Source organism: uncultured Roseobacter sp. (assembly GCF_947496515.1).
Classification (GTDB): domain Bacteria; phylum Pseudomonadota; class Alphaproteobacteria; order Rhodobacterales; family Rhodobacteraceae; genus Roseobacter.
The window spans coordinates 85052-108280 of the sequence record NZ_CANMDB010000002.1; the positions used below are offsets into that span (position 1 = coordinate 85052).

General features: G+C 57.9%; 25 protein-coding genes and 1 pseudogene. 6 read left to right on the top strand and 20 right to left on the bottom strand.

Annotated features, from left to right (window positions below; translation table 11 throughout):
- Nucleotides 1–29: 29 nt before the first annotated feature.
- Nucleotides 30–1694, bottom strand: a complete 1665-nt coding sequence (locus Q1A53_RS04040; RefSeq protein WP_299963190.1) for an ABC transporter substrate-binding protein — start codon at nucleotides 1692–1694, stop codon at nucleotides 30–32.
- A 243-nt stretch (nucleotides 1695–1937) separates the two neighbouring features.
- On the opposite strand from Q1A53_RS04040, the gene Q1A53_RS04045 reads away from it, so the two are divergent.
- Nucleotides 1938–2339 (top strand): RidA family protein, encoded by a 402-nt coding sequence (locus Q1A53_RS04045; RefSeq protein ID WP_299963192.1) that lies wholly within the window; start codon nucleotides 1938–1940, stop codon nucleotides 2337–2339.
- Here the strand turns inward: Q1A53_RS04045 and Q1A53_RS04050 are convergent.
- The 4 genes from Q1A53_RS04050 to Q1A53_RS04065 form a co-directional block, all read right to left on the bottom strand.
- Complete coding sequence (locus Q1A53_RS04050; RefSeq protein ID WP_299963194.1) at nucleotides 2321–2536, bottom strand: hypothetical protein; 216 nt, start codon at nucleotides 2534–2536, stop codon at nucleotides 2321–2323. The two genes, Q1A53_RS04045 and Q1A53_RS04050, sit on opposite strands and share 19 nt — an antisense overlap.
- On the bottom strand, nucleotides 2533–3054 hold the full coding sequence (locus tag Q1A53_RS04055) for a DinB family protein (protein ID WP_299963197.1): 522 nt from the start codon (nucleotides 3052–3054) through the stop codon (nucleotides 2533–2535). The genes Q1A53_RS04050 and Q1A53_RS04055 overlap by 4 nt, the downstream gene beginning before the upstream one ends.
- The gene (fahA, locus tag Q1A53_RS04060) at nucleotides 3051–4301 is read right to left on the bottom strand and encodes a fumarylacetoacetase (RefSeq protein ID WP_299963198.1); all 1251 of its coding nucleotides are present in this window, start codon (nucleotides 4299–4301) and stop codon (nucleotides 3051–3053) included. The genes Q1A53_RS04055 and fahA overlap by 4 nt, the downstream gene beginning before the upstream one ends.
- Before the next feature lie 210 nt (nucleotides 4302–4511).
- On the bottom strand, nucleotides 4512–5321 hold the full coding sequence (locus Q1A53_RS04065) for a division plane positioning ATPase MipZ (RefSeq protein ID WP_299963200.1): 810 nt from the start codon (nucleotides 5319–5321) through the stop codon (nucleotides 4512–4514).
- Between the two features lie 304 nt (nucleotides 5322–5625).
- On the opposite strand from Q1A53_RS04065, the gene Q1A53_RS04070 reads away from it, so the two are divergent.
- Nucleotides 5626–5829, top strand: coding sequence for a hypothetical protein (locus Q1A53_RS04070; protein WP_299963202.1), 204 nt, complete (start codon nucleotides 5626–5628; stop codon nucleotides 5827–5829).
- A gap of 125 nt (nucleotides 5830–5954) precedes the next feature.
- On the opposite strand, the gene Q1A53_RS04075 is transcribed toward Q1A53_RS04070, so the two are convergent.
- The gene (locus Q1A53_RS04075; protein WP_299963204.1) at nucleotides 5955–6293 is read right to left on the bottom strand and encodes a hypothetical protein; all 339 of its coding nucleotides are present in this window, start codon (nucleotides 6291–6293) and stop codon (nucleotides 5955–5957) included.
- Between the two features lie 93 nt (nucleotides 6294–6386).
- Here Q1A53_RS04075 and Q1A53_RS04080 point away from each other — a divergent pair, with 93 nt between their 5' ends.
- Complete coding sequence (locus Q1A53_RS04080) at nucleotides 6387–7661, top strand: methyl-accepting chemotaxis protein (RefSeq protein ID WP_299963206.1); 1275 nt, start codon at nucleotides 6387–6389, stop codon at nucleotides 7659–7661.
- Nucleotides 7662–7854: 193 nt separating this feature from the next.
- Here the strand turns inward: Q1A53_RS04080 and Q1A53_RS04085 are convergent.
- The 12 genes and pseudogenes from Q1A53_RS04085 to Q1A53_RS04140 all read right to left on the bottom strand — a co-directional run bounded on the left by Q1A53_RS04085 (nucleotide 7855) and on the right by Q1A53_RS04140 (nucleotide 18250).
- Nucleotides 7855–9116 (bottom strand): annotated as a pseudogene (locus Q1A53_RS04085) (IS3 family transposase).
- A gap of 329 nt (nucleotides 9117–9445) precedes the next feature.
- Nucleotides 9446–9574 carry a hypothetical protein gene (locus Q1A53_RS04090; RefSeq protein ID WP_299963208.1) on the bottom strand — a complete coding sequence of 43 codons (129 nt, stop codon included), beginning with the start codon at nucleotides 9572–9574 and terminating at the stop codon, nucleotides 9446–9448.
- 1057 nt (nucleotides 9575–10631) lie between these two features.
- A complete protein-coding gene (locus tag Q1A53_RS04095; RefSeq protein ID WP_299963210.1) occupies nucleotides 10632–11006 on the bottom strand; it encodes a hypothetical protein in 375 nt (124 codons plus the stop codon).
- 11 nt (nucleotides 11007–11017) lie between these two features.
- Nucleotides 11018–11404 (bottom strand): response regulator, encoded by a 387-nt coding sequence (locus Q1A53_RS04100; RefSeq protein ID WP_299963212.1) that lies wholly within the window; start codon nucleotides 11402–11404, stop codon nucleotides 11018–11020.
- Nucleotides 11405–11445: 41 nt separating this feature from the next.
- Nucleotides 11446–12291, bottom strand: coding sequence for a CheR family methyltransferase (locus Q1A53_RS04105; protein WP_299963214.1), 846 nt, complete (start codon nucleotides 12289–12291; stop codon nucleotides 11446–11448).
- Entirely contained in the window at nucleotides 12288–12746 is a 459-nt protein-coding gene (locus tag Q1A53_RS04110; RefSeq protein ID WP_299963216.1) for a chemotaxis protein CheW, read from the bottom strand. The genes Q1A53_RS04105 and Q1A53_RS04110 overlap by 4 nt, the downstream gene beginning before the upstream one ends.
- Nucleotides 12743–15007 (bottom strand): chemotaxis protein CheA, encoded by a 2265-nt coding sequence (locus Q1A53_RS04115; RefSeq protein ID WP_299963217.1) that lies wholly within the window; start codon nucleotides 15005–15007, stop codon nucleotides 12743–12745. Before Q1A53_RS04115 ends, Q1A53_RS04110 begins: the two co-directional genes overlap by 4 nt.
- Nucleotides 15008–15017: 10 nt before the next feature.
- Entirely contained in the window at nucleotides 15018–15383 is a 366-nt protein-coding gene (locus Q1A53_RS04120) for a response regulator (protein ID WP_299963219.1), read from the bottom strand.
- Nucleotides 15380–15655, bottom strand: coding sequence for an STAS domain-containing protein (locus tag Q1A53_RS04125; protein ID WP_299963221.1), 276 nt, complete (start codon nucleotides 15653–15655; stop codon nucleotides 15380–15382). The genes Q1A53_RS04120 and Q1A53_RS04125 overlap by 4 nt, the downstream gene beginning before the upstream one ends.
- A gap of 225 nt (nucleotides 15656–15880) precedes the next feature.
- Complete coding sequence (locus tag Q1A53_RS04130; RefSeq protein ID WP_299963223.1) at nucleotides 15881–16963, bottom strand: methyltetrahydrofolate cobalamin methyltransferase; 1083 nt, start codon at nucleotides 16961–16963, stop codon at nucleotides 15881–15883.
- A 15-nt stretch (nucleotides 16964–16978) separates the two neighbouring features.
- The gene (locus tag Q1A53_RS04135) at nucleotides 16979–17905 is read right to left on the bottom strand and encodes a methylenetetrahydrofolate reductase (RefSeq protein ID WP_299963225.1); all 927 of its coding nucleotides are present in this window, start codon (nucleotides 17903–17905) and stop codon (nucleotides 16979–16981) included.
- Between the two features lie 48 nt (nucleotides 17906–17953).
- Entirely contained in the window at nucleotides 17954–18250 is a 297-nt protein-coding gene (locus Q1A53_RS04140; RefSeq protein ID WP_299963227.1) for a virulence factor, read from the bottom strand.
- Between the two features lie 279 nt (nucleotides 18251–18529).
- On the opposite strand from Q1A53_RS04140, the gene Q1A53_RS04145 reads away from it, so the two are divergent.
- The 3 genes from Q1A53_RS04145 to Q1A53_RS04155 all read left to right on the top strand — a co-directional run bounded on the left by Q1A53_RS04145 (nucleotide 18530) and on the right by Q1A53_RS04155 (nucleotide 21028).
- Nucleotides 18530–19645 (top strand): Ppx/GppA phosphatase family protein, encoded by a 1116-nt coding sequence (locus Q1A53_RS04145; protein ID WP_299963229.1) that lies wholly within the window; start codon nucleotides 18530–18532, stop codon nucleotides 19643–19645.
- Nucleotides 19645–20367: an RlmE family RNA methyltransferase gene (locus tag Q1A53_RS04150; protein WP_299963231.1), complete on the top strand. Its 723-nt coding sequence runs from the start codon at nucleotides 19645–19647 to the stop codon at nucleotides 20365–20367. The genes Q1A53_RS04145 and Q1A53_RS04150 overlap by 1 nt, the downstream gene beginning before the upstream one ends.
- A gap of 106 nt (nucleotides 20368–20473) precedes the next feature.
- On the top strand, nucleotides 20474–21028 hold the full coding sequence (locus Q1A53_RS04155) for a hypothetical protein (protein WP_299963233.1): 555 nt from the start codon (nucleotides 20474–20476) through the stop codon (nucleotides 21026–21028).
- A gap of 135 nt (nucleotides 21029–21163) precedes the next feature.
- Here the strand turns inward: Q1A53_RS04155 and Q1A53_RS04160 are convergent, their stop codons facing one another.
- On the bottom strand, nucleotides 21164–22708 hold the full coding sequence (locus Q1A53_RS04160) for an alanine/glycine:cation symporter family protein (RefSeq protein ID WP_299963235.1): 1545 nt from the start codon (nucleotides 22706–22708) through the stop codon (nucleotides 21164–21166).
- An 11-nt stretch (nucleotides 22709–22719) separates the two neighbouring features.
- Nucleotides 22720–23157, bottom strand: coding sequence for a universal stress protein (locus Q1A53_RS04165; RefSeq protein WP_299963237.1), 438 nt, complete (start codon nucleotides 23155–23157; stop codon nucleotides 22720–22722).
- Between the last annotated feature and the right edge of the window lie 72 nt (nucleotides 23158–23229).

The following is a 23229-nucleotide window of genomic DNA, read 5'->3' on the forward strand; positions in this document are numbered from 1 at the left end:
GCCACGGGCGCGACCCTTCGCGTTTACTATCAGGTCCAGGCCATGCGAGCCGGATGGAATTCGTTGCTGATGTGGTGTTCGGCCCCCACCAACCCGTCGCGCGTGAAATTGTACAGCGCGCGCCAGTAGGGCTGGATCGTCACGCCTTCTTCCTGCACGAGCGCCTGCATTTCTTTCATCAGCGCGCGCCGCTCGCCCACATCGGGGGTTGCCAGCGCGGACTTGAGCATTGCGTCAAATTCAGCGTTGGACCAGCCGAACTCGTTCCACGCCTCGCCGGTTCTGTAGGCGAGCGCCCAGACCTGCACACCCAGTGGACGATGCGCCCAGTCCGTCGAGGAAAACGGGTACTTGGACCAGTCATTCCAGAAGGTGCTGCCTGGCAGGATCGTCCGGCGGACCGCGATGCCCGCGTCCCGCAGCTGGGCCGCGACCGCATCGGTGGTGTCCTTGCGCCAGGCATCGTCGATAGAGATAAGCTCATGTTCGTAGTCAGCCATCCCCGCCTCTTCCATGAGAGCAAGCGCGCCTGCAGGATCATGCTTCATCGGGGGCAGTTCGGCGTAGTCCGGATGCATCGGGCCCACGTGGTGGTTCTCCGCGGTGATCCCGCGCCCGGCGTAGCCAAGCTCCAGCAACACCTCGTTGTCCACCGCCATGGCCAGGGCCTGCCGAACCCGTTTGTCGGCATAGGGGGTCTGACCTTCGACCTCAGCCAATTGGTTCGGGCGGATCACGATGGTGGCCGCTGTGGCGATGGAGTTCTCGTTCCAATTGTCCAGGGTGGCGAAGATGTCGATGAAGTCGCCTTCGATGGAGTAGAGCGCGTCGATCTCGTCAGCTTCCGCAGCGGCGATGAAAGCCGACGGGTCGGTGCCGTAGTCGATGTATTCGAGCGTGTCGATGTAGGGCCCACCGTAAATCTCGGTGCCCCACCAGGTATGATCCGTATTGCGGACCAGAACGGCCTTGACGCCGACTTCCAGCGATTGTGGCAGGTAAGCGCCTGTACCTACGGGGTTTTCCAGCATCGTTTCTGCATCAAAACCTGCGGGCGTGATGGCTGCGGGGTAGTCGGCCATCCCGGCAATCAGCGAGATATCGGGCTCGGGCAGGCTCAGCCTGACGGTGTGTGTATCGATCACCTGGATCGCGCCATCGATCGCTTGGCCGGTGTCCGCGTCAATCAGCGTGGCGAAACGGCCCGCCATGGAGTTGCCCTCGACCCCCCTTTCGCACCATCCGGCGATGTTGCGGGCAACGTCCTCGGCGGTGAAGTCCTCGCCGTTGTTCCATGTGACGCCGCGGCGGACGTTCAGGGTGTATTCTGTTGCATCGTCGTTGATCTCCCAGCTTTCCAACAGGGTGGGCGTGAAGGTGCCGTCGTTCTCGTATGTCACCAGATACTCCAGCCAGCCACGGGAGAAGTTGGAGATCTGCGGCCAGTCAAAGGTTCGCGGCTCCTTGAGCGCGCGCACCTCTTGCTGAATGCGCACTACTCCCCCTTGCTGATGACCCGCCGCGCGCGCTGGTGGTGTCATGCCGATCATGGCATAAGCGGTTGCCGCGGTTGCGCCAAAGGTGCAGGCCGTTGCCAGGAATTCGCGGCGGTTGATCGGGTCGGTGCCGATCTTGGCTGCCGATGCTACCACGGCCTCGGGCAAGGCTTTGCCCGTACGTGTCAGAAATTTCATTGTTTTCCTCTCTGTTGTCGCGCGATGCGCCTTGGGGCTTGCCGCCCCGGTGTGCCGCGAGGCTTATGCTGCGGCCGTGCGTGTCTTGCACCCTTTCAGGAACAGGCGAAGTGTCAGGTCTCGGAGAGACGGCGTCAACCCTTCCGCCCGTCTGGGGTGCGCGGATTGGCGCAGCGCATTCAGTCTTTCAAAGAGCGCGGGCCTGCGCCATGGTTGCGCCGCATGGCCAAGAGGACCCGACCCATGAAATCGCTCTCTCCCGCCGGTATTCCACCGCCGTTTGCGCGGTACTCCCATGGCGTAGAAGTGCCGGCCGGCGCACGTCTGGTGCGCACGTCCGGCCAGTTGGGGCTGGATGCGGATGGCACCACCCCCGAGGATGCCGAGGCGCAGGCGCGGCTGTGTTTCGCGAATATCGACGCGATCCTGCGCTCGGGCGGGATGGGGCGGGCACAGATCTGCCATCTCAGCGCCTATGTGACGGACCGCGTGCATATGGCGGGCTACATGGCTGCGCGGGATGCGTATCTGGCCGAAGTGACGGTGCTGCCGTCTTCGACACTGATGATCGTATCGGGCTTTACCCGACCCGAGTTCGTGGTTGAGGTGGAGGTCTGGGCGGCGGATCAGGGCGCGTCGGAGTAGTCCTTGCGCATCAGTTTGCGTAAGGTCCAGATCAGCGTACCACCGAAAAAGGCGCTCGCAATACCGATGGTCTCTATCATCACCGGGCCAGCGGGCAGGCCACGGTACAGGATGCCGCCGATCATGAGCAGCAGACCCGCAACGGAGACATAGATCCGAAACCAAAGCTCGTTGCGGGTGGGGCCATATTTGCTCATGACAGATATGCCTTCGCCGTTGGTGCGCGGTCGTAGCGCAGGTGAAAGTCATCAAGCTGCGGCGGCGCTGTCCCAAGACTGTGCAACTGCACATGCGCTTGGCCGCGATGATGGACCTGATGCTGGAAAAGATGCAGGAGCAGGTCTGCAACCCGCTCTGTGACAGGTCCCTCGGGGCGCTCCGTCTGGCGCGTTTCGGTCAGGATCTCAGGCGTCAGCGCGGCGCAGAAGCTGATGAGCCGGGCGTCCGCCTCTGCCTGCAGCCGGGCGAGTGCCTCCAGCGAGGTCTCTGCCTCCCGGTCATAGACGCGCCGTCCCAACCCGCCTGCCGTCAGAGCATCGGTGTAGTAGAGATCGACCGCGTAGATGTGATCGAGCGTCGCGCGGAGCGAGGGGAAAAACCCAGGTGCGGGTGCTGCGGCCTGCGCGTCGGTGAGTGTGGATGCAGCGGCGTAGAGCGTCGCATTGGCCCAGGCGTTATTTTGCGCCATGCGCAGATAGGGATGCGCCGCGCTCATGGTTCAAGCGCGGGCAGGATCTGGCCTGCACAGGCACCAAACCCCACCCGGTACCCATCGCCCGCGGCGTGTCCGGTCAGCGTCAGCATGTCCCCGTCCTCGACAAAGCGCCGCTCGGTGCCGTCTTTCAGGGTCAGCGGTTCTGTCCCGTTCCACGTCAGCTCCAGCAACGAGCCCCGGGCGTCCGGTGCCGCACCCGAGATCGTGCCCGAGCCCAGCAGGTCGCCCGCGTTCATCGCACAGCCAGACGTCGCGTGATGGGCCAGTTGTTGGGCAGCACCATAGGTCAACTCGGCGTAGTTGGTGCGTGCGATGACCTCTGCCGCCCCGCCCTCAGGCGCCATCAGCACCGACAGATCGATATCGTAAAGCAGCGGCCCGGGTGCCTGCAGATGCGGTAGCAGCGGCACGTCGGGGTCAGGCGCTGCCGCGCGGAAGGGGGCCAGTGCCTCTGCCGTGACAATCCAAGGGCTGATGGAGGTGGCGAAGGCCTTGGCCTGAAACGGACCCAGGGGCTGATACTCCCAAGCCTGAATGTCGCGCGCGGACCAGTCATTCAGCAACACATAGCCAAAGATCATCGCCTCGGCCTCGGCCACCGACAGCCGGGTGCCCATGGGAGAGCTGACACCCACCACCGCGCCCAGTTCCAGTTCGATGTCCAGCTTTTCGGTGGGCGCAAACCGCGGGGCATCAGCCTCGGGTGGTTTGATCTGGCCGCAGGGACGGCGCACTTGTGTGCCACTGATCACGACGGTGCTCGCCCGGCCGTTGTACCCGATGGGCATGTGCAGCCAGTTGGGCGGCAGTGCATTCTCGGCGCCGCGGAACATCGTGCCGACATTGGTGGCGTGATGGCGGCTGGCGTAGAAATCCGTGAATTCCGATACGACGAACGGCAAATGCAGGCGCACCTCGCTCAGCGGCACCAGGAACGGTGCCAGTTGGGCCTGATCGGGTGATGCCTCTTTCAGCATATCCTTCAGAAGGGCACGCAGCGCCGCCCAGGCCTCCGGACCCAGATCCATCACGTCATTCCAGTAAGGCAGATCAAAGACCGGCGCATCAGAGAGCGCGATCAGCCCCGCCGCCTCCACCGCGGCCAGATCGAGCACCTGATCGCCGATGGCAACGCCACAGCGCGCATCCTGCGGGTCGGTCGAGAACACGCCGTAGGGCAGGTTGTTCAGCGGGAAATCACAGCCCGCATCATTGGCGCTGGCCACCCAGCTTCGCATCAGCGGCATTCAGTCATCCTTTGGTGGCTGGTCTCGTTTCGCGCGCGTTTGCCGCCACCGAAAAAAGGCGAAAAGGGCCGCCATCACGGCAATCCCGGCGATAAGGTCGATCATGCTTTCCGTCATGAGGCGAACATAGGTCGTGTGGCCCGGGCCGTCGAACCTTTTTCCCTCAGCTCGACGCGGAGTGCCACACCGCGCGCCCGTCGGCAGGGTGGCTCAGAAATCGACGATGACACCCGGAAGCGCCAGCGCCTTCATCAGGTCGCGCAATTCCTGACGTGCGGCGATGTTGGAGATATTGAGTTGCTTGACCCCGATGTCCTTGAGATCAAGCAGGGTCAGCCCGCGCGGGAACAACTCGCGGAAGATCACCCGCTCGGAAAACCCCGGTGCGGTGCGAAAGCCGATCCGCTTGCTGAGATTGCGGATCGCGCGTTCCATCTTTTCCTTGTTGACCATCCGCTGCGCTCCGATGCGGTTACGCAGGACAATCCAGTCGATGGGGGCAAGGCCTGCCTGTGCGCGCAACTGCCGCGCGCTCCAGACCATCTCGGAGTAGACCGCGGGGCCGAGGATCTTGTCGCCGGTGGAGTCCGTATGCGCCAGCAGGTCAAAATCCACAAAGCTGTCGTTGAGCGGGGTCACCAGCGTATCGGCCAGCGAATGTGCGACCTGGCTGAGCCGCGTGTGCGAGCCCGGGCAGTCGATGAGAATGAAGTCGCAGGACGGCGACAAGGTGCTGACCGCCGCGGCAAGCTGGCGATCTTCCATGTGCTCTTCGGGGGCGAGCTCTTCGGGTGCGATCTGCGGTAGGGGATGGGTTTCGGGCGTGCCGAGATCAATCCCGGTTTGGTGCAGATATGCCTTGCGGTTCTCGGTATAGCGTCCGAATGTGCGTTGGCGCAGGTCCAGATCAAGCGCATTCACCCTGTGCCCCATGCGCGCAAGCGCCGTTGCCACATGCATGGACACGGTCGATTTGCCAGCGCCGCCCTTTTCATTCCCGACGACGATGATATGCGCCATCACCCGATCCTTCGCCCAGACCGCTTTGGGCGGCATCTCAATTGTCACTACTATATGTAGTGTCACAGCCTTTGGAAAGACGTGATGCGTGGGGTGGATGTGCTTTCTCGGACATCTCCGGGTGCAGCGGCAACCGCGACCAGTCTCGGGGGATGTTAGGATTTTTTAAAGACAGGATTGATACACCAAGCAAAGTCTTGGGAGTAGAACGTTGCGATTCATTTCGTGTCTTGCAGTGATATTCACGCTTCTCAGCGGGCCACTTTTGGCGCTGACGATGTCGAAACCGGTACCGGGAGAAATCATGTTGATCATCTCTCCGGACCCGGTCGAGTTGCAGCAGGCGGTGATCGCGTCGGGCGGGCAGATGATCGGGCCTGAAGTTGCGCGCTTTGGGTTTTTTGCAATCGCATCGGATGCCGCGTTTGCCGCGTCGATGTTGGGCCATGGCGCGTGGTTTGTTGTGGATGGACGGCAGATTGCCGCTCTTTGTGGGATCAGAGTATGAGTATGGGTAACGCAATGAAAGATGATGCTTGGGAGCAGGCCGCAAACAAGGCGGGCTGGCAGGTGGCGATTGGCGCGTCGGCCATGGTGCCTTTGTCTTTCGCTGCTGCGTGGGCTGCTGGGAACTCATTGGTATTTGTCAGTGTCGCGGCTCTTGTTTTTGCGGCCATCGCGCTCTTTGGCGCCAGCCTGAAAAATCTGCACGGGCGGATACTGGTCAGCTTGGGTCTGGTCGGTCAGGCAATCTGCATTACTGCCGCGCTCGCGGGGCACCCGTGGCAACTCGACAGCCATATGATCTTTTTTGCGATATTGGCCGTTTGCATGGTTATGTCGGAGCCGCTGGTCATCTTGGCTGCGGCGGGGATCATCGCGGTGCATCACCTTGGTCTGTCGATCGCTCTGCCGGCCCTCGTTTACCCGTCGGCTGACCTGCAGGCCAGCCTGGAACGGACGGTGCTGCATGGTCTTGTGGTCGTAGTCGAGGCGGCGATGCTGTGGTTAACGCTGCGACAGCGCAACAAGGCGTATCGGCAGAGCGTCGAGAATGCGCGCGAGATGCAGATTGCCGCCGAGGAAACGCGTACTGCGTTGGCGCAGGCCGAAAGTGCGCAGAAAGAGGCGGAGGCGGCCGTGCAATCTGCCGAAGCCGCTCAGCAAGAAGCATTGGCAGCTCGCAAGGAAGCCGAGCGTGAGACAGCCAATGCAGTGGAGGCCGACCGGAAAGCACGAGAGGCCGAAGAAGCGGACCGTCAGAACCGCGAACGAACGGAGGCGGAGCAAAACCGCGTGGTGAACACCCTGCGCGAGGCGCTCAAGAGCCTGTCCACCGGCGATCTTGCGAAACCAATCGAGACACCGCTGCCGAGCCAGTACGAAGATCTGCGTCAGGACTTTAACAGTGCCTTGTCAGGGTTGCGGGAGGCGATGACCCTCGTCGATCAAAATGCGCAGACAATCTCGGATGATGTTAACTCTATTGAAAGCGCTGCGGATACGCTTGCCAAGCGCACCGAGGCGCAGGCCTCGACACTGGAGGAAACGACGGCTGCCATATCGCAGATCGCGACCAATGCTGGAAGCACAGCCCAAAGTGCCAAGAAGGCGCGAGATGCTGTCTCACGTGCGCGGCATGAGGCCGACAGCTCTGACGAAGTCGTCAAAAATGCGGTCGCTGCAATGGCGCAGATTGAAGACTCCTCCGGCCAGATCGCCAAGATCGTCGGCGTAATCGAAGATATTGCGTTCCAGACCAATCTGCTCGCTCTGAACGCGGGTGTAGAGGCAGCCCGGGCCGGAGAAGCAGGGCGAGGGTTTTCCGTCGTGGCCTCCGAGGTGCGCGCTCTTGCACAGCGCTCCTCCGAGGCTGCACATGAGATAGGAGATCTGATTACGTCCAGCGGAAAACAGGTGAAGGAAGGCGTTGATCTTGTGAGTAATACCGGCGACGCCTTGCAAAGCATCAACGGCGCTGTGCAGGAAATCTCCGAGTTCGTGTCGTTGATCGCGACGGCTGCAGAGGAACAATCGCTGGGCATATCTGAATCCAATGACGCCATGCAGCAGCTGGAAGATGTAACACAGCAAAATGCCGCCATGTTCGAAGAGACCAATGCGGTGACCCAGTCACTTGCAACTCAGGCAGATAACCTCAGAGCCGCGGTGGGCCGCTTCTCTTTTGGCAAATCGACCCAAGCGCCCGTAGCTCCAGTTGCATTGCGAGACGCGCCAGCACCAAAAGTCTCCACCAGCCCGAGGCCGGCAACCGAGGGCAACGCGGCACTGGCAGTTTCTAATCCGGATCCGTTAGACAGCGGTTGGGATGAATTCTGATGGGCTTGCAAAGCAAGCGGTATCAAACGGCAGAGGTGTCTTTTCGAAAGCGGCCGCCCGAATTTGACCGTATGATCTGACAGGTCAAATCGCTGGTTTGGGATCCCCGACAGAATAAGCAGCTGATACAGTGATCTTGCTGCAATTGAACGAAGTGACCTGCTCCCCATTGAGTCCGCTAATTTGAGTTAGCTCAGTTCAGGTTTTGGTCTTTCTTTGACCGGTCAGCATATTCGTGTGGCGTCAGGCCAGCGAGACTGGAATGAGGCCGGTTGTGATTGTAGTCGTCGCGCCATGCCGCGATCATGGTCGTTCATTTTCCGCCATTGGTCCGAGGACAATGGACGACGGCATGGCGCAGGCTGTCGAACAGATGTTCGTTGAGGCACTCCTCGCGCATCCGCCCGTTGAAGCTTTCGACCAGACCGTTCTGCACGGGCTTGCCTGGTGCGATGTAATGCCAACCAACTTTGCGCTCCTCCTGCCGCTTCAGAATGGCGTTGCTTGTCAGCTCCGTCCCGTTGTCCCAGACCACCAGGCAGGGATAGCCAAGCAGTTCAGCGCTTCGATCCAACTCGCGGGCGACACACGCACCGCCGATGGATGTGCCCACCACGGCAGCAAGGCATTCCCGGCTGAAGTCGTCGATGACGTTCAACACTTGGAACCGACGCCTGTCTTCCAACGCATCCGACACGAAGCCGAGCGACCATCGCTGGTTCGGCCCCTGCGGGATCGCCATTGGTGTCCTGATGCCCACTGCGCGCTTGCGTCCGCCCCGTTTACGGACGGTTAACCCTTCTTCGCGGTAGAGCCGGTACAGCTTCTTTCAGTTCTCCCATTGCCTGGCAGGCGATTTGGCAAGGCCAAATCTGCCGAGAGAGGGCCAGCCTCTCCGCTTTAGCAGGATGTGCAGCCGCCGATAGCCGAACCGACGCCTCTCGGACGCCAGCTCCCCCATCCTAGTGCGGAGCACGGTGTCTGCCAGATGTTTCGACGTCCGTCGATAGACACGCGGATCAATACCGGCCAACGCACAGGCGCGTCACTGATTGTACCCCCGTCGCCATTTTTGTTCGGACCAATGGCGCTTCAATGGCAATTCTTCATCGCCCAGTCCACGGCATTCCTCCTTGAACCAGGCCTCAGAAATTTTTCCAAGCATCTCTTTCAGCGTCGCCACATCCATCATCTGTTCGGCCAGCGCTGTTCGGGGAAAACGCCCCGCCGGGGCCTTTTCTGACCCCTCCAACTCTTCAGCTTGGCGTTCTCAGCTTCCGACGTCTTCAAGGGTCACGCGTCGGACACGTCTATGCCGCCATACTTCGAGCGCCACTTATAGAAGGTTTCATCGCTTATCCCATGGTTGCGGCACAGTTCCTTCGCGCCAAGCCCAGCCTGATGCTCTTTCAATGTCCCAATAATCTGCTCTTCACTGAAACGGCTCCTCTTAATCGTCTGTCTCCTCAGCTGGAGAACAGGCTAACCTCAAATCGAGGACTTTTCAGGGGAATAGGTCAGAAGATATCTTTAGATGCGGAGCTGCGATGGTTTTTTGAGTCTAGAGTGCTGCATTCTGTCGCAACAACCTATAGGGTGTTTCATCTTCTGAATTCAATGTGGCAACGGTACGTTGCGGGCTGAATAATACTGCCAAGTTACAAGATTTGGCACCGGCAAGCGCATAGTGACATGCCGGGGTACATTGACGATCTTTTGTGACTTGGGGATGACTTGGTAGGTCGCCAGGACAGTAAGGCGTGATTACCAACTAGCGTCCACGGCTAGTCGCGCTGGCAGAAGAAATCATCCAGTTCACAGGTGGTGTGCGCGCCAAACGGTGAACGATCCACGATCGTGACAGAAGCTTCGCGGGTGCCATCAGCCTCGATTTCCATAGGCGTCGACGCCATGTGTGTCCTGGTGATTGCGGGCTAGGGTGTGTCTAGCCGGGCGTTAGTCGACCTGGGCCCATGCCACTGATCGGGGGGCTCTGTCCGATTTCCTGGCTGCGTTCAGTCTGAGCATCGGACGGCCGTGACGCGGTTGCCGCGCGTCCGGAGAGCATTAAAGACCGGTTGGATCATATCCGCTTCACCCGCGTCCCTCTCTGACACGGTCGCAAGCCTCGTGCAGACGTCACGTTCATGCGCAGAGGTCCGGGGGCGCTGCGGAAGTTTCCGAGTTTTCAGTACTGAAGGAAAGGTTGCCCCGTACAGATCCACCAGTTCGGACGACCCTGTCAGTAGATTTTCTTTGCAAATCGCCTGCCGCACAATGGACGCTAAGATGGGCTAGGCCGATCCATCATATCCTACACAGCCCTGCGCTTCACATGATTGGTATTGTCCTCGGTCCGATGGCTGTCTCATGCTGAACCGTTCGCGACTCTTTTGTTACGAGGTTTTTCTGTGTGGCATTGTCCAGCATGGCGTCGGTCAGTAACCACTTCATACGATTGTTCTCTTCTTCGAGCGTCCACGGCATACTCGCATCTGACACGGTCACTTCCGATCAAGCTATGCACTGCCTGTCGTACAATGCATGCCGCCAAATCTGGTTTTGCACCTGTCGAATGCAGCATCGCTATTCTGTTGTTTGCTGTAATCAATCGGTATTCTGTCATTTTAGTGGGATCTAGCTCTAGCACTGACGCGGCTATTTAGGGTGCGGGAAAATTGGGAATCTGGAGCTGCGAGTCTACGGTATAAGTCTGTCGGGTGCTATTTAGAGAGCGGGCCGTGCGCGCGTCGAGCCATCGGAGCTCATTGAAATCAATGATTTTTATCGCGCTCGAAACTCGCCCGTTCCGTAGGCGATGGCTTGCAATTGAAGGTTAGAAAAAAATACGCGACATGCACTGTATGCGCTTAGGTCAGCCAAAAGTGATAAGAAATACAAATGCTATGTGTTCCCGCAGTATATCTAGTTCATCAGAGCAGATGGAGCCCCAGGACAACCAAAAGGGTGTTAAAAAAAGTCAATATCGTCCGGTCGAGCCTGGTCCTTTCTACAACCGCCATCCTCATCTCCAACTATAAGTACTTTGGTTGCTTGCAACTTTAACTTCTTAGCGATTACTTCAGGAGAGCTAAAGTCAACTGCAAACTCAGTTTTTTGTGATAGCAGCAAGTTCAGCATGGATAAGTCCTCAAAAGACTGCCTCAAGAAATCAAGAGACTGCAAGTCTAATATGGTTGTCGCGTCAGTTGGTGCTTCGCTAGAGATAAATTTCCCTATTGTACTCTCAACTTCAAATACTTGCCCTGCCAACTTATCAATATGGACTGACAACCTATACAGGACATCTGAAAGGAGTAGAGTACTTTGCGCTGAATTAGTCATATTCGTTCGCATTAGAGCCGACCAACGACCGCTTCAATGCAATTCTTTAAATCAGCCTGTTCAAAAGGTTTCTTTAGGTAGTTGTTCATTCCAAGCTTCTTTCCGTGATCAATAATCTGTTGTTCTGCGCGCCCAGTTATTAGAATGAATCCAACACCTTTAGTTTTCGGTGCACCTCGTAATTGGTGAAGAAGCTGCAGGCCGTCCATCTCAGGCATATTATAGTCGGAAATGACCAAGTGAACTGGATGAGTTGCGAGCGATTTCAATGCATCAACACCATTCTCGGCCGTTGATACATTTCTAACCCCAAAAGCATCCAGAGCCTGAGTAATTAAACCACGACTTGTAGACATGTCGTCCACTACCATTATCCTAATCTGATCTCGCAGTGACATCGCTAATCGTCCTTCATTTTATGATAGTTACAGGTGTTCGCTCACAAAGGGCGGTAAGTAGTTGGGCCATCTGTCCGAAAACCGGCCAATTGCGGATCTGCGATGCGCTCGGAGTGACCGAGGAAGAGATGTCCATCACTATTTAGAGATTGGTGAAAGCGGGGCCATAAAGCATTCTGTGTTTCTAAATCAAAGTATATTACAACATTTCGGCAAAAAATCACATCCATTTTCTGCTTCATAGGCCAGTTGCCGAGTAGGTTTAATTCTTTAAACGATACTAAGTTAGTCAGGCAGTTAGTTGCGGTGTAGATTTTTTCTTCGTCTATCACATCTTTGACAAAGAATTTATTAAGAAATCTGTCAGGTATTCCTGATGTAAGGCGGTCCGAATAGCGGGCGGCTTGCGCATGTCTAACGACCTTCGAGTCGATATCCGTGGCAAGAATTCGTACATTGTATTTTTCGGCATCCGGTAGCAGTTCCAGGAGAGTCATTGCAATGGAAAAGGCTTCTTGACCATTTGAGCATCCTGCAGACCATATCCGTACAGCCCCTCCAGACTTTAGCCTTGGAATGAGGTTATTCTCTAAGTTATTTGTGAGAATATCAAAATGGTGGGCCTCACGAAAAAAATGCGATACATTCGTGGTTAGAGCGGATATCATATGTTTGCGCTCATCACGTCCACTGTCTGAACAAACAAGTGCAGTATATTGTTTAAAGTCTTCAAGATCGAGTGCTCGTAAGCGATGACGTAGTCGGGATTGAATCATTGATTTTTTTTCGGTGGCAAGCTGAAGTCCGCTCTCGTTATAAGTCAGACGAGCGATTGACTCGAAACTTGCCGAATCAATAGTAGTGTCTGTCTCTGTTGATTTTGTCATGCAGCTGTACTCTGAACTGATACGACAACAGAACTCAAATCCAGTACCCTGATCATTCTTTCATCAATGAGGGTCAATGCACTTACAACATTTGGAGCGGAACTGGATTGCATTTCAGGCGGCGGCTGCAGATCGTCAGCGGTAAGCGCGATAATATCGGAAACCGCATCGACTAGTAACCCTGTCATAACATCTTCGTGGCTGACGACGATGATGACATTTCGATCGGTTTGTTGTTGTGGTTTGAGACCAAGTCGCTCAGACAGATCCATAACAGGCAGAACCGTGCCGCGCAGGTTGATAACGCCTTTCATGTAGCTTGGTGCGTGCGGCAATGGCGTTGTTTTAGTCCACCCGCGAATTTCTCTAACAGACATGATGTCGAGAGAGTATTCCTGCTCAGCTAATTGAAAGGTCAGCAATTCAATAGTCTTTGATGTGTCTTTTTCGCTCATACTGAGAGTCCTGCTGAAGATTGTGCGGATGCGGGCCCGCTTGTACCAATCGCGTTGGTAATGATGTCGGAGGTGTCAAGAATGAGGGCAATTTGGCCGTCGCCAAGTATGGTTGCCGCAGCGATTCCTGGTGCTCGGTAGAAACTATCGTCCAGCCCCTTGATCACAACCTGTCGCTGATCTTGGATGCTGTCGATGATCAGCGCTGCGCGGCTTCCATCTTCATGAGCGATCAGAAGTACGACCGATCCCTCGTAATCGTTGATAGGTTCGCGATAGCCGAGTTCTTTTCCGAGGTCGAATAATGGCACAAACCCGCTTCGTACGCGGACGACATGTGCGCCAGGTTTGACCATTTCAACATCCGCGCCTGTCAGTGTAAGTGTTTCGATGACTACATTTAGCGGTAGGACGAGTGTCTCGTCTGCAACCTGGACAACCATTCCGTCCAAAACGGCAAGAGTGAGAGGCAACGATATTGAAAATGTCGTTCCCTCTCCTGGAGTGGACGAGATCGAAATACGCCCACCTAAAGATTGAATGGATGTTCGGACGACATCCATCCCAACGCCCCGGCCAGAGAGGTCCGATACGACAGTTGCTGTGGAAAAGCCGGGCAAGAACAACAGGTTGTCGATCTCTGTGTCTGAAAGTGATGCCTCTGGAGACACCAAACCCTTGTCGGTAGCAATCTGCAGGACTTTCGGGCGATTGATACCGCCTCCATCATCTGACACTTCAATCACCACGCGACCGGAACGATGCGCGGCGGTCAGGTAGACACGGCCCTGCTCGGGTTTCCCCGCTGCGACCCGATCTTCTGAATTCTCAAGACCATGGTCTACTGCATTTCGGATCATATGGGTCAGCGGGTCTGCCAACCTTTCGATTACTGTTTTATCGACTTCGGTCCCTTCACCCTCCGTATGCAGCCGGACGTCCTTTCCGACGGCTGCCGAGGCCTCCCGGACAATCCGTGACATTCGTTGAAAGAGTGACTTCACGGGCTGCGCCCGTATCATCATCACGCTGTCTTGGATATCACGTGTCAGGCGCTGAAATTCTTCCAGCCCATTCATCGCATCTGAATGCGGTGATAGACCTGATCGCTCCAGACTCTGCGAGAGCATTGCCTGGTTGATGACCAGTTCCCCGACGAGGTTGACCAACCGCTCGATACGATCGAGATCTACGCGCACAACCGACTTTGCCGCTGCTGGTGCGCTGGCTTTGGCAGGTGCGGTGGATGCGGTAGGAGCTTTTGATGGCGTAGCCTCGGTCGATTTTTCATCCGCTTGGGGTGTCGTCTGAGTCGCTTCGACGTCGTTTTTCATCTCGGGAGCTTTTTCGGTTGCTTCGGCTTCGGAGTTTTCCGCCGGTGCATCGCTCTCGCACGTCGCTGTTGGATTTGTGTTGGTGACCGGTTTTTCATCTCCGACTTCCATCACATTAGATTTTTTTTTAATGTCGAGTGTGCACAGACCTTCAACAAATTCAAAAGCTGCAGAGATTTCAGCTTCGTCAACATCTGCGTCGAGCTCGATGGTCCAAGACAGATAGGCATTTTCGGGTGCGAGGGCATCCAGCTCGGGAAGATCATCGGCGTGGCACGTGATGACGCATTCACCCATCTCACTGAGTGAGCGAAGCATGTGGAAAGGCTCATTGCCGGTTTCATAGAGGTCGTTGTCGGGTTTGAATTTGATAACATATCCGGAACCACCTGTTTCAGGAAGCGGGTCCAACGCTGGCAAGGCGGTGTCATCATCCTCGTCGCCGCCACCAAGATCGAGGTCCAGGGACAGGGTGGCTGGCTGGAATTCGATTTCCTCGTCTTCGGCCTCGTCTTCCTCGTGCGCTGCATCTTCGCCCAACAGACCATTGAGCAGGCCAAGTAGGTTGGCAGTTACCTCGTCAGGAAGGGGCCCCTCATCCCTGCTGATCCGAACGAGGTCAGAGAGGTGGTCGGCGCACTGAAAGAAGATCTTTCGCGCTTCTGTGTCGGGTGACATGCGACCGGCGCGGACTTCGTCAAGAACGGTCTCAAAGCGATGCGCAAAACGGACCAAAGCTTCGAGACCAAAAGCTCCGGCGCCGCCTTTGATCGAGTGAACGGCCCGGAAAACGATGTTGATGGTTTCGGGATCATCATCGCCGTCATCAAGAGCTTGCAGGCCGTCCTGAAGCGCTTCCAGCAATTCCTCGCACTCGATAAAGAACGAGGCGCGGATTTCGGCCATTGGGTCATTGGGATCTGACATATTTCTTTCCTCAGCCTGCGACCATCTGCAATGCTTTGACCAGTTTCGCAGGATCAAACGGTTTTACGATCCAGCCTGTCGCCCCAGCGTCACGGGCGCGTGCCTTGAGCTCTGGTGCAGCTTCAGTCGTCAAAACGAGAATGGGTGTGGCGCGGTGCTGGTCCTGCCCACGCACGGCATCTATAAATCCAAAACCATCCATGCGCGGCATGTTGATATCAGTAATAATGGCGTCAGGTTGAAGACCATCGAGTACCTCGATCCCGTGTACGCCATCGTCTGCTGTGTGCACCGTAAAACCGGCAGGTGTCAGAGCAAGGCGTATCATATCACGCATCGTTCTGCTGTCATCAACTGCGAGTATTTCCAGGCTCATGGCTGCCCCCTCGAAATTGTTTCCGGTGTCACGCCCATCACGCGCAGCTGATCAATGACCCGATCAGATGCGTTGATCACCGAAACCGAAATACCGTCGGCAACCTTGCTCTTGGCCGCTGCAAGCATCACCTGCAGGCACAACGCTCCTAGATGTTTGACGTCTGATAGATCCATCACGAGCTCGTCGCCCTTGTGATCGGTCAAAGTCGATTTCAATGCGGCCGCTGCGGAGAGGTCGAGCCGTGGCTGGAGCTTAACCGGATCACTCATGTGGCTCTCCTAACTGGGACCAAACTGGCAAGATCATCGCGCTCTCCACGTCCACTTAAAAATCAACTCTCGGGTTGTAGAGCGCAGGACGTTAAGACCGGGTTACTCGAAAAGATCTTTTTCAGGATCTGCAGATCCCGGCTCCTGACAGCAGTTTGGTATGCACGCGAGAAAAAGCCCCGGTGCATCTGCATCGGGGCCAAACCTGCCTTTTCACAATAGATTTCAGGCGCGTCGGCGACGTCCGCCAGCCCGGCCAGCGCGGCCCCGACCTTCCTGCCCCGGTTTCGGCGCTTCCTTGTTGAAAGCGATCCAAGCGCCGCCATGAGGGTCGTTGTCGGTCAAAAAATTGGCGGCGCGGATCGCCTCCATCTCCTTGCCGGGCCGCGGCGCGGTCGAGCCCAGACCTGTCAGCTGACAGAAAACCTCCGGGTCAATCCCTGCGGGTACCGTGAAACCCGCCGCCACAAGCTCCTGCATTTTCGCCTCGATCTTTGTGGCGGAAACGGGCAGTGCCACCGGGTTCATGATGGCCGAGGTCATACCCGCACCCATTGCCATGGGAAGAAAAGCGTTGTTGATGCCGTGCCGGTTCGGCAGCCCGAAAGAGATGTTGGAGGCGCCGCAGGTGGTGTTGACGCCCAATTCCTCACGAAGACGCCGCACCAGAGTTAAGACCTGCTTGCCTGCGGTGGCCATGGCCCCAATGGGCATCACCAGCGGGTCCACGACAATGTCATGGGCCGGAATGCCGAAATCCGCCGCGCGCTCGACGATTTTCTTTGCAACGTCAAAGCGGACCTCCGGGTCCTCGGAAATGCCGGTATCGTCGTTGGAGATGGCCACGACCGGCACGTTATACTTCTTGACGAGTGGCAGCACGATCTCCAGCCGCTCTTCCTCGCCGGTCACGGAGTTCAGCAGCGGACGGCCCTCCGCTGCGGCGAGGCCCGATTCAAGCGCGCCGGGTACGGAGCTATCAATGCAAAGGGGCACGTCGACGATGGCCTGAACCCGCTCCACCAACGCCCTCATCAGCGGTGGCTCGACAAAGTTGTTGTCCGCATAGCGGGCATCTTCGGCCATCTTGTTGGTGAAGACGGCGCCGGAATTGATGTCGAGCACTATGGCACCGGCCGCGACCTGCGCTAAGGCGTCTGCTTCGACGGTCGAGAAATCCCCCGCCTCCAATTCCAGTGCCAGCTTCTTGCGCCCGGTGGGGTTGATCCGCTCTCCGATCACGCAAAAGGGCTCGTCAAAGCCGATGATCGCGGTCTTGGTCTTGGATTCGACGATAGTGCGGGTCATGGATGTGTCCTTGGATCAGGCGTTTGCGGGCCGGGCGGCGGCGCCACCGTTCTGGGTCGCCCAGGCGGCGTTGGTCTTGATCCCACCAAGCGGGAAGAAATGAACCTGGTCGATGTTGAAATCGGGGTTGGCTGCCTTGTGCGCGGCCAGGGCGGCAACAACATCGGTCGGCTCGTAGGGCAGCAGCAGCTTGGTGACATCCATCGCGCGCTTTTGCAGGACCTTGAGCGAGGGGCCCACACCGCAGGCAATGGCAAATTTGATCAGCGTCTGCAGTTTGGCGGGCCCCGCGATGCCGATGTGGATGGGCAGGGTAATGCCCTGAGCGGCCAGATCGTCTGCCCAGGCGATGATGGGGTCGGCGTCAAAGGCGAACTGCGTAGCCAGCGCCATCTTGGCATCGGTTCGGCTTTGAAAGTCGTTCTTCCAGCGCAGTGCAGCCGTCACATTGGTCATCGAGCCATCGGCATCAATGTCACGGTTGCCTTCGGGGTGACCCGCCACATGCAGCCGTTCAAAGCCCGCTTCGTCAAAGAGCCCGGTTTCCATCAGCTGCATAGAGCTGTCGAACGCGCCCACAGGTCTTGCGATACCACCGGCGAGCAAAAGCGCCTGTTTCACGTTCGCTTCGCCCTGATAGCGCGCGATCCAGTCGGCAAGCGTCGCGCGATCCTTGATGATGCGTGCGGGAAAATGCGGCATCACCGGATAGCCCTCGGCGTTCAGTCGTTTCGCTGTCGCGGCCATTTCCTCGATGGGGGTGCCTTCGATGTGGGCGATATAGACGCGGGTACCTTCGGGCAGCAGATCCTGAAAGCTCTCCACCTTCTCTGCCGTCCGCGGCATCACCTCAATGGAATAGCCTTCAAGAAAGGCCTCGACCCGGTGGTCTGCAGGGGTCGGTGCCGCAGTCGTCTTCTTCTTGAAATTGAGCAGAGCCATCAGAGCCTCCAGTCGGCAGTGCAGGGAAGAAAAGGGAAGGGCCAGCGGTTAGGCCCAGCCGTCGTTGTCGATCAGCGCCTTGATGCGCGCGCGGTCATACTCAGCATCCAGGCGAGTGGCCTGCGCATCGGCAATCGCATCCGGTTCCCCGTCAACCGAGAACGGCGCCGCCTTGCGCCACTCGGAGAGATACGCATCACTCTCCGCGGCGCCCACCTTCATGGCGGCCCGGTCGATGGCCTGTTCAAAGCGCTCGGGCAGCGGGCGCTTGGACCCACGCCGCCCCTTGCCGACGATCACCTGTGCCGGGATATCGCGCCAGTAGACAATGGTGACATCAGGCATGGCTGATTCCTTACTGTAACTCTTCTTCTGTCTAGCGGCACATCATCTAAGACCAAGGCTGGTTTTCGACAAGAAATCCGCTGTCCGCGACTTGGTTACGCTACCGCAAAGCCGTTCCAGCGACGAGGGGCAGGGGCCATCATATTTCTCATGAAGACCATGTGGCGGGGTTGATGGCTTCCGCTCGGCGCTTTGTGGCGCTCTTGTCCGTTGCCGATGCTTGCCAGCGCAGACGGTAGGCAGTACGCTTGACCCAACTCGAATTGAAAGGCGCGAAAGATGGCGCCACAGCGTCCCAAAGGTGCGGGCGCGCTCGATAAAACGACGGCTCTGAGCCCCGCGCCAGTTCCGTCCAGATCAGGTGAGCTTTATGCAGCACTCGATCTGGGCACTAATAGTTGCCGCATGTTGATCGCCCAGCCGCGAGGCACGGGCTTTCATGTGGTCGATAGCTTCTCCAAATCCGTGCAACTGGGCGCGGGTCTCGAACGCACGGGCCGTCTGTCGCGCGGGTCCATGTCGCGCACCATCCAAGCGCTGCGGATCTGCCAGCAAAAACTGCGTCGCAACAAGGTTCGGCGCATGCGGCTGGTGGCGACCGAAGCCTGCCGTCGGGCGTTGAACGCCCGTGAGTTCATTCGCCGTGTGCACCGCGAAACAGGGTTGAAGCTCGACATCATCAAGCCGCAGGAAGAAGCGCAGCTGGCCGTGATCTCCTGCGCGCCACTGGTCAGCCACAGCACAGAGAACCTGCTGGTCGTGGACATCGGCGGCGGCTCGACGGAGCTTGTCTGGATCGATCTGGCTGACGTTCCTCCCCGCGACAGACCGCAGGCGATCATGCGGCTGCACAGTGGGTTTCAGCAGGCGGTGTCCGATCTGCCGGCCGCCCGTGTGGTGGATTGGATTTCGGTCCCGCTCGGTGTGGCGACACTGCGCGATCAATTCAACGATGTGGAAGACGACGCGGCGCGCTTCGCCCTGATGAGTTGGTTTTTTGAGGAAAATCTCGCTGATTTCACCCCCTATCATGACACGCAACCGCACAGGAAATTCCAGATTGTCGGCACCTCCGGCACCGTGACGACAGTTGCTGCCAGTCATCTGGGGTTGAAGCGTTATGACCGGACCAAGGTCGATGGATTGCACATGACCTCCGAACAGATTGACCGGGTCATCCGATCCTATCTTGCGCTTGGCCCCGAAGGACGAAGGGCCGATCCGCGGATCGGCCAGGACCGGCAAGCGTTGATCATGTCGGGCTCGGCCATTCTGCAGGCGCTCATGCGCTGTTGGCCGACCGACAGGCTGTCGGTGGCGGACCGCGGTCTGCGTGAGGGGTTGCTCTACGCACAGATGAGCGCGGACGGCGTATTGGAAGAGGGCGTGCTCTGATGGCAAAGACACCGCGTGGCAAGAATACCTCCGGGCGTGGGCAGCGCGATCTGAAGGTCAAAGTGAAATCTGCCCGTGGGCGCAAGCTCAGCTCGACACGATGGCTGCAGCGGCAGTTGAACGACCCTTACGTGCGGCGGGCCAAAGCCGAAGGCTACCGCGGCCGGGCAGCCTTCAAGATCATGGAATTGGACGACAAATACCGCTTTCTGGTGCCGGGCGCCCGGGTGGTTGATCTGGGCGCGGCGCCCGGTGGCTGGTGTCAGGTCGCGGTGCCGCGTGTCAATGCGCTCGGCGAGAAGTCCGGCAAGGCCGTGGGCCGCATCCTCGGGGTCGATCTGCAGCCGATGGAACCCATTGCAGGGTGCGAGTTGCACCAGCTGGACTTCATGGCCGATGATGCGGACCTGCGCGTCAAGGAATGGCTGGGCGGACCGGCGGATGTGGTGATGTCCGACATGGCCGCCAGCAGTTCCGGGCACAAACAGACTGACCACCTGCGGATCATCGCGCTGTGCGAGGCGGCTGCATACTTCGCCTTTGATGTGCTGGAAGAAGGCGGCACCTTCGTCGCCAAAGTCCTCGCAGGGGGGGCCGAGGGCGGGTTACAGGCCCTGTTGAAGCAGCGATTCTCCAAGGTTGCGAACATAAAACCTCCGGCCTCGCGTGCCGATAGCTCCGAGAAATTCGTTGTAGCGACAGGGTTTCGCGGCGAAATCTGAGGCATTTACCGCGCGTTAAAGCACCTTTGGCTACCGTAGGGCGTCTTCAAGCGCCGAGCGCGCTGTGTGCAGAGAAAAGGATGCATTGATGTTTCGCAATTTTGTAATGGCCACGCCGCTGGTCTTCGCCGCTACGGCTGCGCTGGCCGTGGATGCACCGCCCGCCATGACAGCTTTCGTTGAGGCCGAGATCATGTCGTGGGCGCAAGGTCCCGAGGTGATTGCTGCGGTCAATGAGCAAAACGCGCGCACTACCAGCGCGACGTCGGATCAGATCACCGCGTGGGACACCGCTTGGCGTGCTGAGGTCGGACAAACAGACCAGCCGATGATCAGCGAAGTAATCGAACATCCGCTCTCCGCTGCGCTGCGCGATCAGGTGGCCGCTTCCGGCGGACGGATCACAGAGCTGTTCGTCATGGATGCTCAGGGCTTGAACGTTGCGGCCAGCGACATCACGTCGGATTACTGGCAGGGTGACGAGGCAAAGCACAGTGAGACCTATGGCGCCGGTCCCGGTGCGGTCTTTGTTGACGAAATTGAGCTGGATGAAAGTACCCAGACCTATCAGGGTCAGGTGTCATTTACCTTGACGGATCCCGCCACAGGAGAGGCTGTCGGAGCCGTGACCGTTGGTCTGAATGCTGAGTCTTTCTACTAAGACCAGCAGTGCACGGCGCGAAGACTAATCGCCCTGCTTGCCTCTTACAGTTACCAAAAAGCGCGCCCCTATTGGGACGCGCAATTTTTATAGGCAGTGATCGTCGGGGCGGCTAAACCGCGGCCCCGATGGTGATTAATGCACGAACTTCTTGATCTCGCCACTGCGCAGGCGGTCTGAATAGGACTTCAGCTCCTGCTTGACGATCGACATCAGGAAGTAGAGTGCCGTGATGTTCACCACCGCCATGGAGAAGATGGCAGCGTCCGAGAAGTCGATCACCGGGCCAAGGCTCGCGGCAGCGCCGATCACGATGAACACACAGAAGATGATCTTGAACGTCAGCTCCGAAACTTTGCCTTCGCCAAAGAGATAGGTCCAGCTCTTGAGCCCGTAGTAGGACCACGAAATCATGGTCGAGAAAGCAAAGAGCACGACCGCGATGGCCAAGACAAACGGGAACCAGCTGATTGAACTGCCAAAGGCAGCGGACGTCAGCGCGACGCCTGAGTTGCCATCAACCGTCGCAATCGACGAGCCGTCCAGAATGTAGAGGCCAGTATCGGCGTCAACCAGCAACTGACCCGAGATCGTGATGACCAGAGCCGTCATCGTGCAGATAACAACCGTATCGATCAGTGGCTCCAACAGTGACACGAAGCCTTCAGTGATGGGCTCTTTGGTCCGCACCGCGGAGTGTGCGATGGCAGCTGAGCCAACGCCCGCCTCATTGGAGAAGGCCGCACGCCGGAAGCCCTGGATCAATGCGCCGACAAAACCGCCCGCAACACCAAGACCGGTAAAGGCGCCCACAAAGATCTGCCCGAATGCCCAGCCGATCTTGTCGTAATTCACCAGCAGAATGATCAGTGCCGCGCCCACGTAGAGCAGCCCCATGAAGGGCACGACTTTTTCCGTCACGCTGGCAATGGATTTGATCCCACCCACGATGACAGCAAAAACGACCGCCGCAAAGACCAGCCCCGTGATCCAACCGGGGTAGTCACCGACAATACCTGCGATCTGCGCGTGTGCCTGATTGGCCTGGAACATGTTGCCGCCGCCAAGAGCCCCCAGAATGCAAAAGATTGAGAACAACACGGCAAGGATGCCGCCGCCCGGCAAGCCCCTCTCGGCAAAGCCCTTTTTCATATAATACATCGGGCCACCGGACACCGTACCATCGGGGTATTCGTTGCGGTACTTGACGCCCAAGGTACATTCGGTGAATTTCGAGGCCATGCCCAGCAGACCGGCAAGGATCATCCAGAACGTCGCCCCTGGACCGCCGATCCCGACTGCAACCGCCACGCCCGCGATGTTGCCGAGCCCGACTGTCCCAGACAGTGCCGTAGCGAGCGCCTGAAAGTGGCTGACTTCGCCTGCATCGTTCGGATCCGAATAGTCTCCCTTGACCAATGAGATCGCGTGGCCAAAGAACCGCAGCTGTACGAAAGCGAAGTAGATCGTGAACACCGACGCGGCCACAACCAGCCAAAGCACGATCCAGGGAAAGTTTGTCCCCGGAAGCGATGAAAAGATAAAGCCGACAAACGGTCCGGTAAACTCGGCAAAGATGGTATTAACGCGTTCGTCCAGTGTCATTGCGTCCTGCGCCGCGACCGGCAGGGCGCCGAGCGTCAGCGCGGTGGCGAACAGTCCTCTTTGAAGATATTTCATGATCAAATCCTTTATCCAATCACCGTGACCGGCACGGTTGCGCTCATCACCAGGTTTGCTGTCGAACTGCCGAAAATGCGCGATGCAATACCTCCCTCGGAGGACCGGCATACGATGATCTGATGGCCACCCTCGCTCTCGCAGATCGCGTTCAGCGCATGGGCGACATCACCGTGACGAACGATCCCCTTGGCTTCGAGCCCCTTGGCCTGCAGCGCCTCCACCGCGGGGGTCACGACCCGCTCCTTGGCCGTGGAAATCTCCTCTTCACGACGCTTGTGGCGTTGGGCATTTTCCTCGGCGGTCTGGAAAGAGTAGGGCGACCACTCGATCACGTAGGCCACCACAAGGGTGCAGCCGTCTATTCGCTTGGCCAGATCGACGGCAAAGTCGAGAGCGCGATCTCCCGAGCCCTCACCGTCTAGGCCAATCACCAGTTTGGTTGTCATGTCTGTCCCTTTTCCCTTGTTGGTCGGTGGTTTGTGAGTTGATGTTCAACACAGGCGTGTGTTCGGGCAAAT

What these genes read in the sequence shown, in the direction of transcription:
- Q1A53_RS04040 (WP_299963190.1), bottom strand. Translation starts at nt 1,694, where the DNA reads ATGAAATTTCTGACACGTACGGGCAAAGCCTTGCCCGAGGCCGTGGTA.
- Q1A53_RS04045 (WP_299963192.1), top strand. Translation starts at nt 1,938, where the DNA reads ATGAAATCGCTCTCTCCCGCCGGTATTCCACCGCCGTTTGCGCGGTAC.
- Q1A53_RS04050 (WP_299963194.1), bottom strand. Translation starts at nt 2,536, where the DNA reads ATGAGCAAATATGGCCCCACCCGCAACGAGCTTTGGTTTCGGATCTAT.
- Q1A53_RS04055 (WP_299963197.1), bottom strand. Translation starts at nt 3,054, where the DNA reads ATGAGCGCGGCGCATCCCTATCTGCGCATGGCGCAAAATAACGCCTGG.
- fahA (WP_299963198.1), bottom strand. Translation starts at nt 4,301, where the DNA reads ATGCCGCTGATGCGAAGCTGGGTGGCCAGCGCCAATGATGCGGGCTGT.
- Q1A53_RS04065 (WP_299963200.1), bottom strand. Translation starts at nt 5,321, where the DNA reads ATGGCGCATATCATCGTCGTCGGGAATGAAAAGGGCGGCGCTGGCAAA.
- Q1A53_RS04070 (WP_299963202.1), top strand. Translation starts at nt 5,626, where the DNA reads ATGTTGATCATCTCTCCGGACCCGGTCGAGTTGCAGCAGGCGGTGATC.
- Q1A53_RS04075 (WP_299963204.1), bottom strand. Translation starts at nt 6,293, where the DNA reads ATGCAGCACCGTCCGTTCCAGGCTGGCCTGCAGGTCAGCCGACGGGTA.
- Q1A53_RS04080 (WP_299963206.1), top strand. Translation starts at nt 6,387, where the DNA reads ATGCAGATTGCCGCCGAGGAAACGCGTACTGCGTTGGCGCAGGCCGAA.
- Q1A53_RS04090 (WP_299963208.1), bottom strand. Translation starts at nt 9,574, where the DNA reads ATGGCGTCGACGCCTATGGAAATCGAGGCTGATGGCACCCGCGAAGCT.
- Q1A53_RS04095 (WP_299963210.1), bottom strand. Translation starts at nt 11,006, where the DNA reads ATGACTAATTCAGCGCAAAGTACTCTACTCCTTTCAGATGTCCTGTAT.
- Q1A53_RS04100 (WP_299963212.1), bottom strand. Translation starts at nt 11,404, where the DNA reads ATGTCACTGCGAGATCAGATTAGGATAATGGTAGTGGACGACATGTCT.
- Q1A53_RS04105 (WP_299963214.1), bottom strand. Translation starts at nt 12,291, where the DNA reads ATGACAAAATCAACAGAGACAGACACTACTATTGATTCGGCAAGTTTC.
- Q1A53_RS04110 (WP_299963216.1), bottom strand. Translation starts at nt 12,746, where the DNA reads ATGAGCGAAAAAGACACATCAAAGACTATTGAATTGCTGACCTTTCAA.
- Q1A53_RS04115 (WP_299963217.1), bottom strand. Translation starts at nt 15,007, where the DNA reads ATGTCAGATCCCAATGACCCAATGGCCGAAATCCGCGCCTCGTTCTTT.
- Q1A53_RS04120 (WP_299963219.1), bottom strand. Translation starts at nt 15,383, where the DNA reads ATGAGCCTGGAAATACTCGCAGTTGATGACAGCAGAACGATGCGTGAT.
- Q1A53_RS04125 (WP_299963221.1), bottom strand. Translation starts at nt 15,655, where the DNA reads ATGAGTGATCCGGTTAAGCTCCAGCCACGGCTCGACCTCTCCGCAGCG.
- Q1A53_RS04130 (WP_299963223.1), bottom strand. Translation starts at nt 16,963, where the DNA reads ATGACCCGCACTATCGTCGAATCCAAGACCAAGACCGCGATCATCGGC.
- Q1A53_RS04135 (WP_299963225.1), bottom strand. Translation starts at nt 17,905, where the DNA reads ATGGCTCTGCTCAATTTCAAGAAGAAGACGACTGCGGCACCGACCCCT.
- Q1A53_RS04140 (WP_299963227.1), bottom strand. Translation starts at nt 18,250, where the DNA reads ATGCCTGATGTCACCATTGTCTACTGGCGCGATATCCCGGCACAGGTG.
- Q1A53_RS04145 (WP_299963229.1), top strand. Translation starts at nt 18,530, where the DNA reads ATGGCGCCACAGCGTCCCAAAGGTGCGGGCGCGCTCGATAAAACGACG.
- Q1A53_RS04150 (WP_299963231.1), top strand. Translation starts at nt 19,645, where the DNA reads ATGGCAAAGACACCGCGTGGCAAGAATACCTCCGGGCGTGGGCAGCGC.
- Q1A53_RS04155 (WP_299963233.1), top strand. Translation starts at nt 20,474, where the DNA reads ATGGCCACGCCGCTGGTCTTCGCCGCTACGGCTGCGCTGGCCGTGGAT.
- Q1A53_RS04160 (WP_299963235.1), bottom strand. Translation starts at nt 22,708, where the DNA reads ATGAAATATCTTCAAAGAGGACTGTTCGCCACCGCGCTGACGCTCGGC.
- Q1A53_RS04165 (WP_299963237.1), bottom strand. Translation starts at nt 23,157, where the DNA reads ATGACAACCAAACTGGTGATTGGCCTAGACGGTGAGGGCTCGGGAGAT.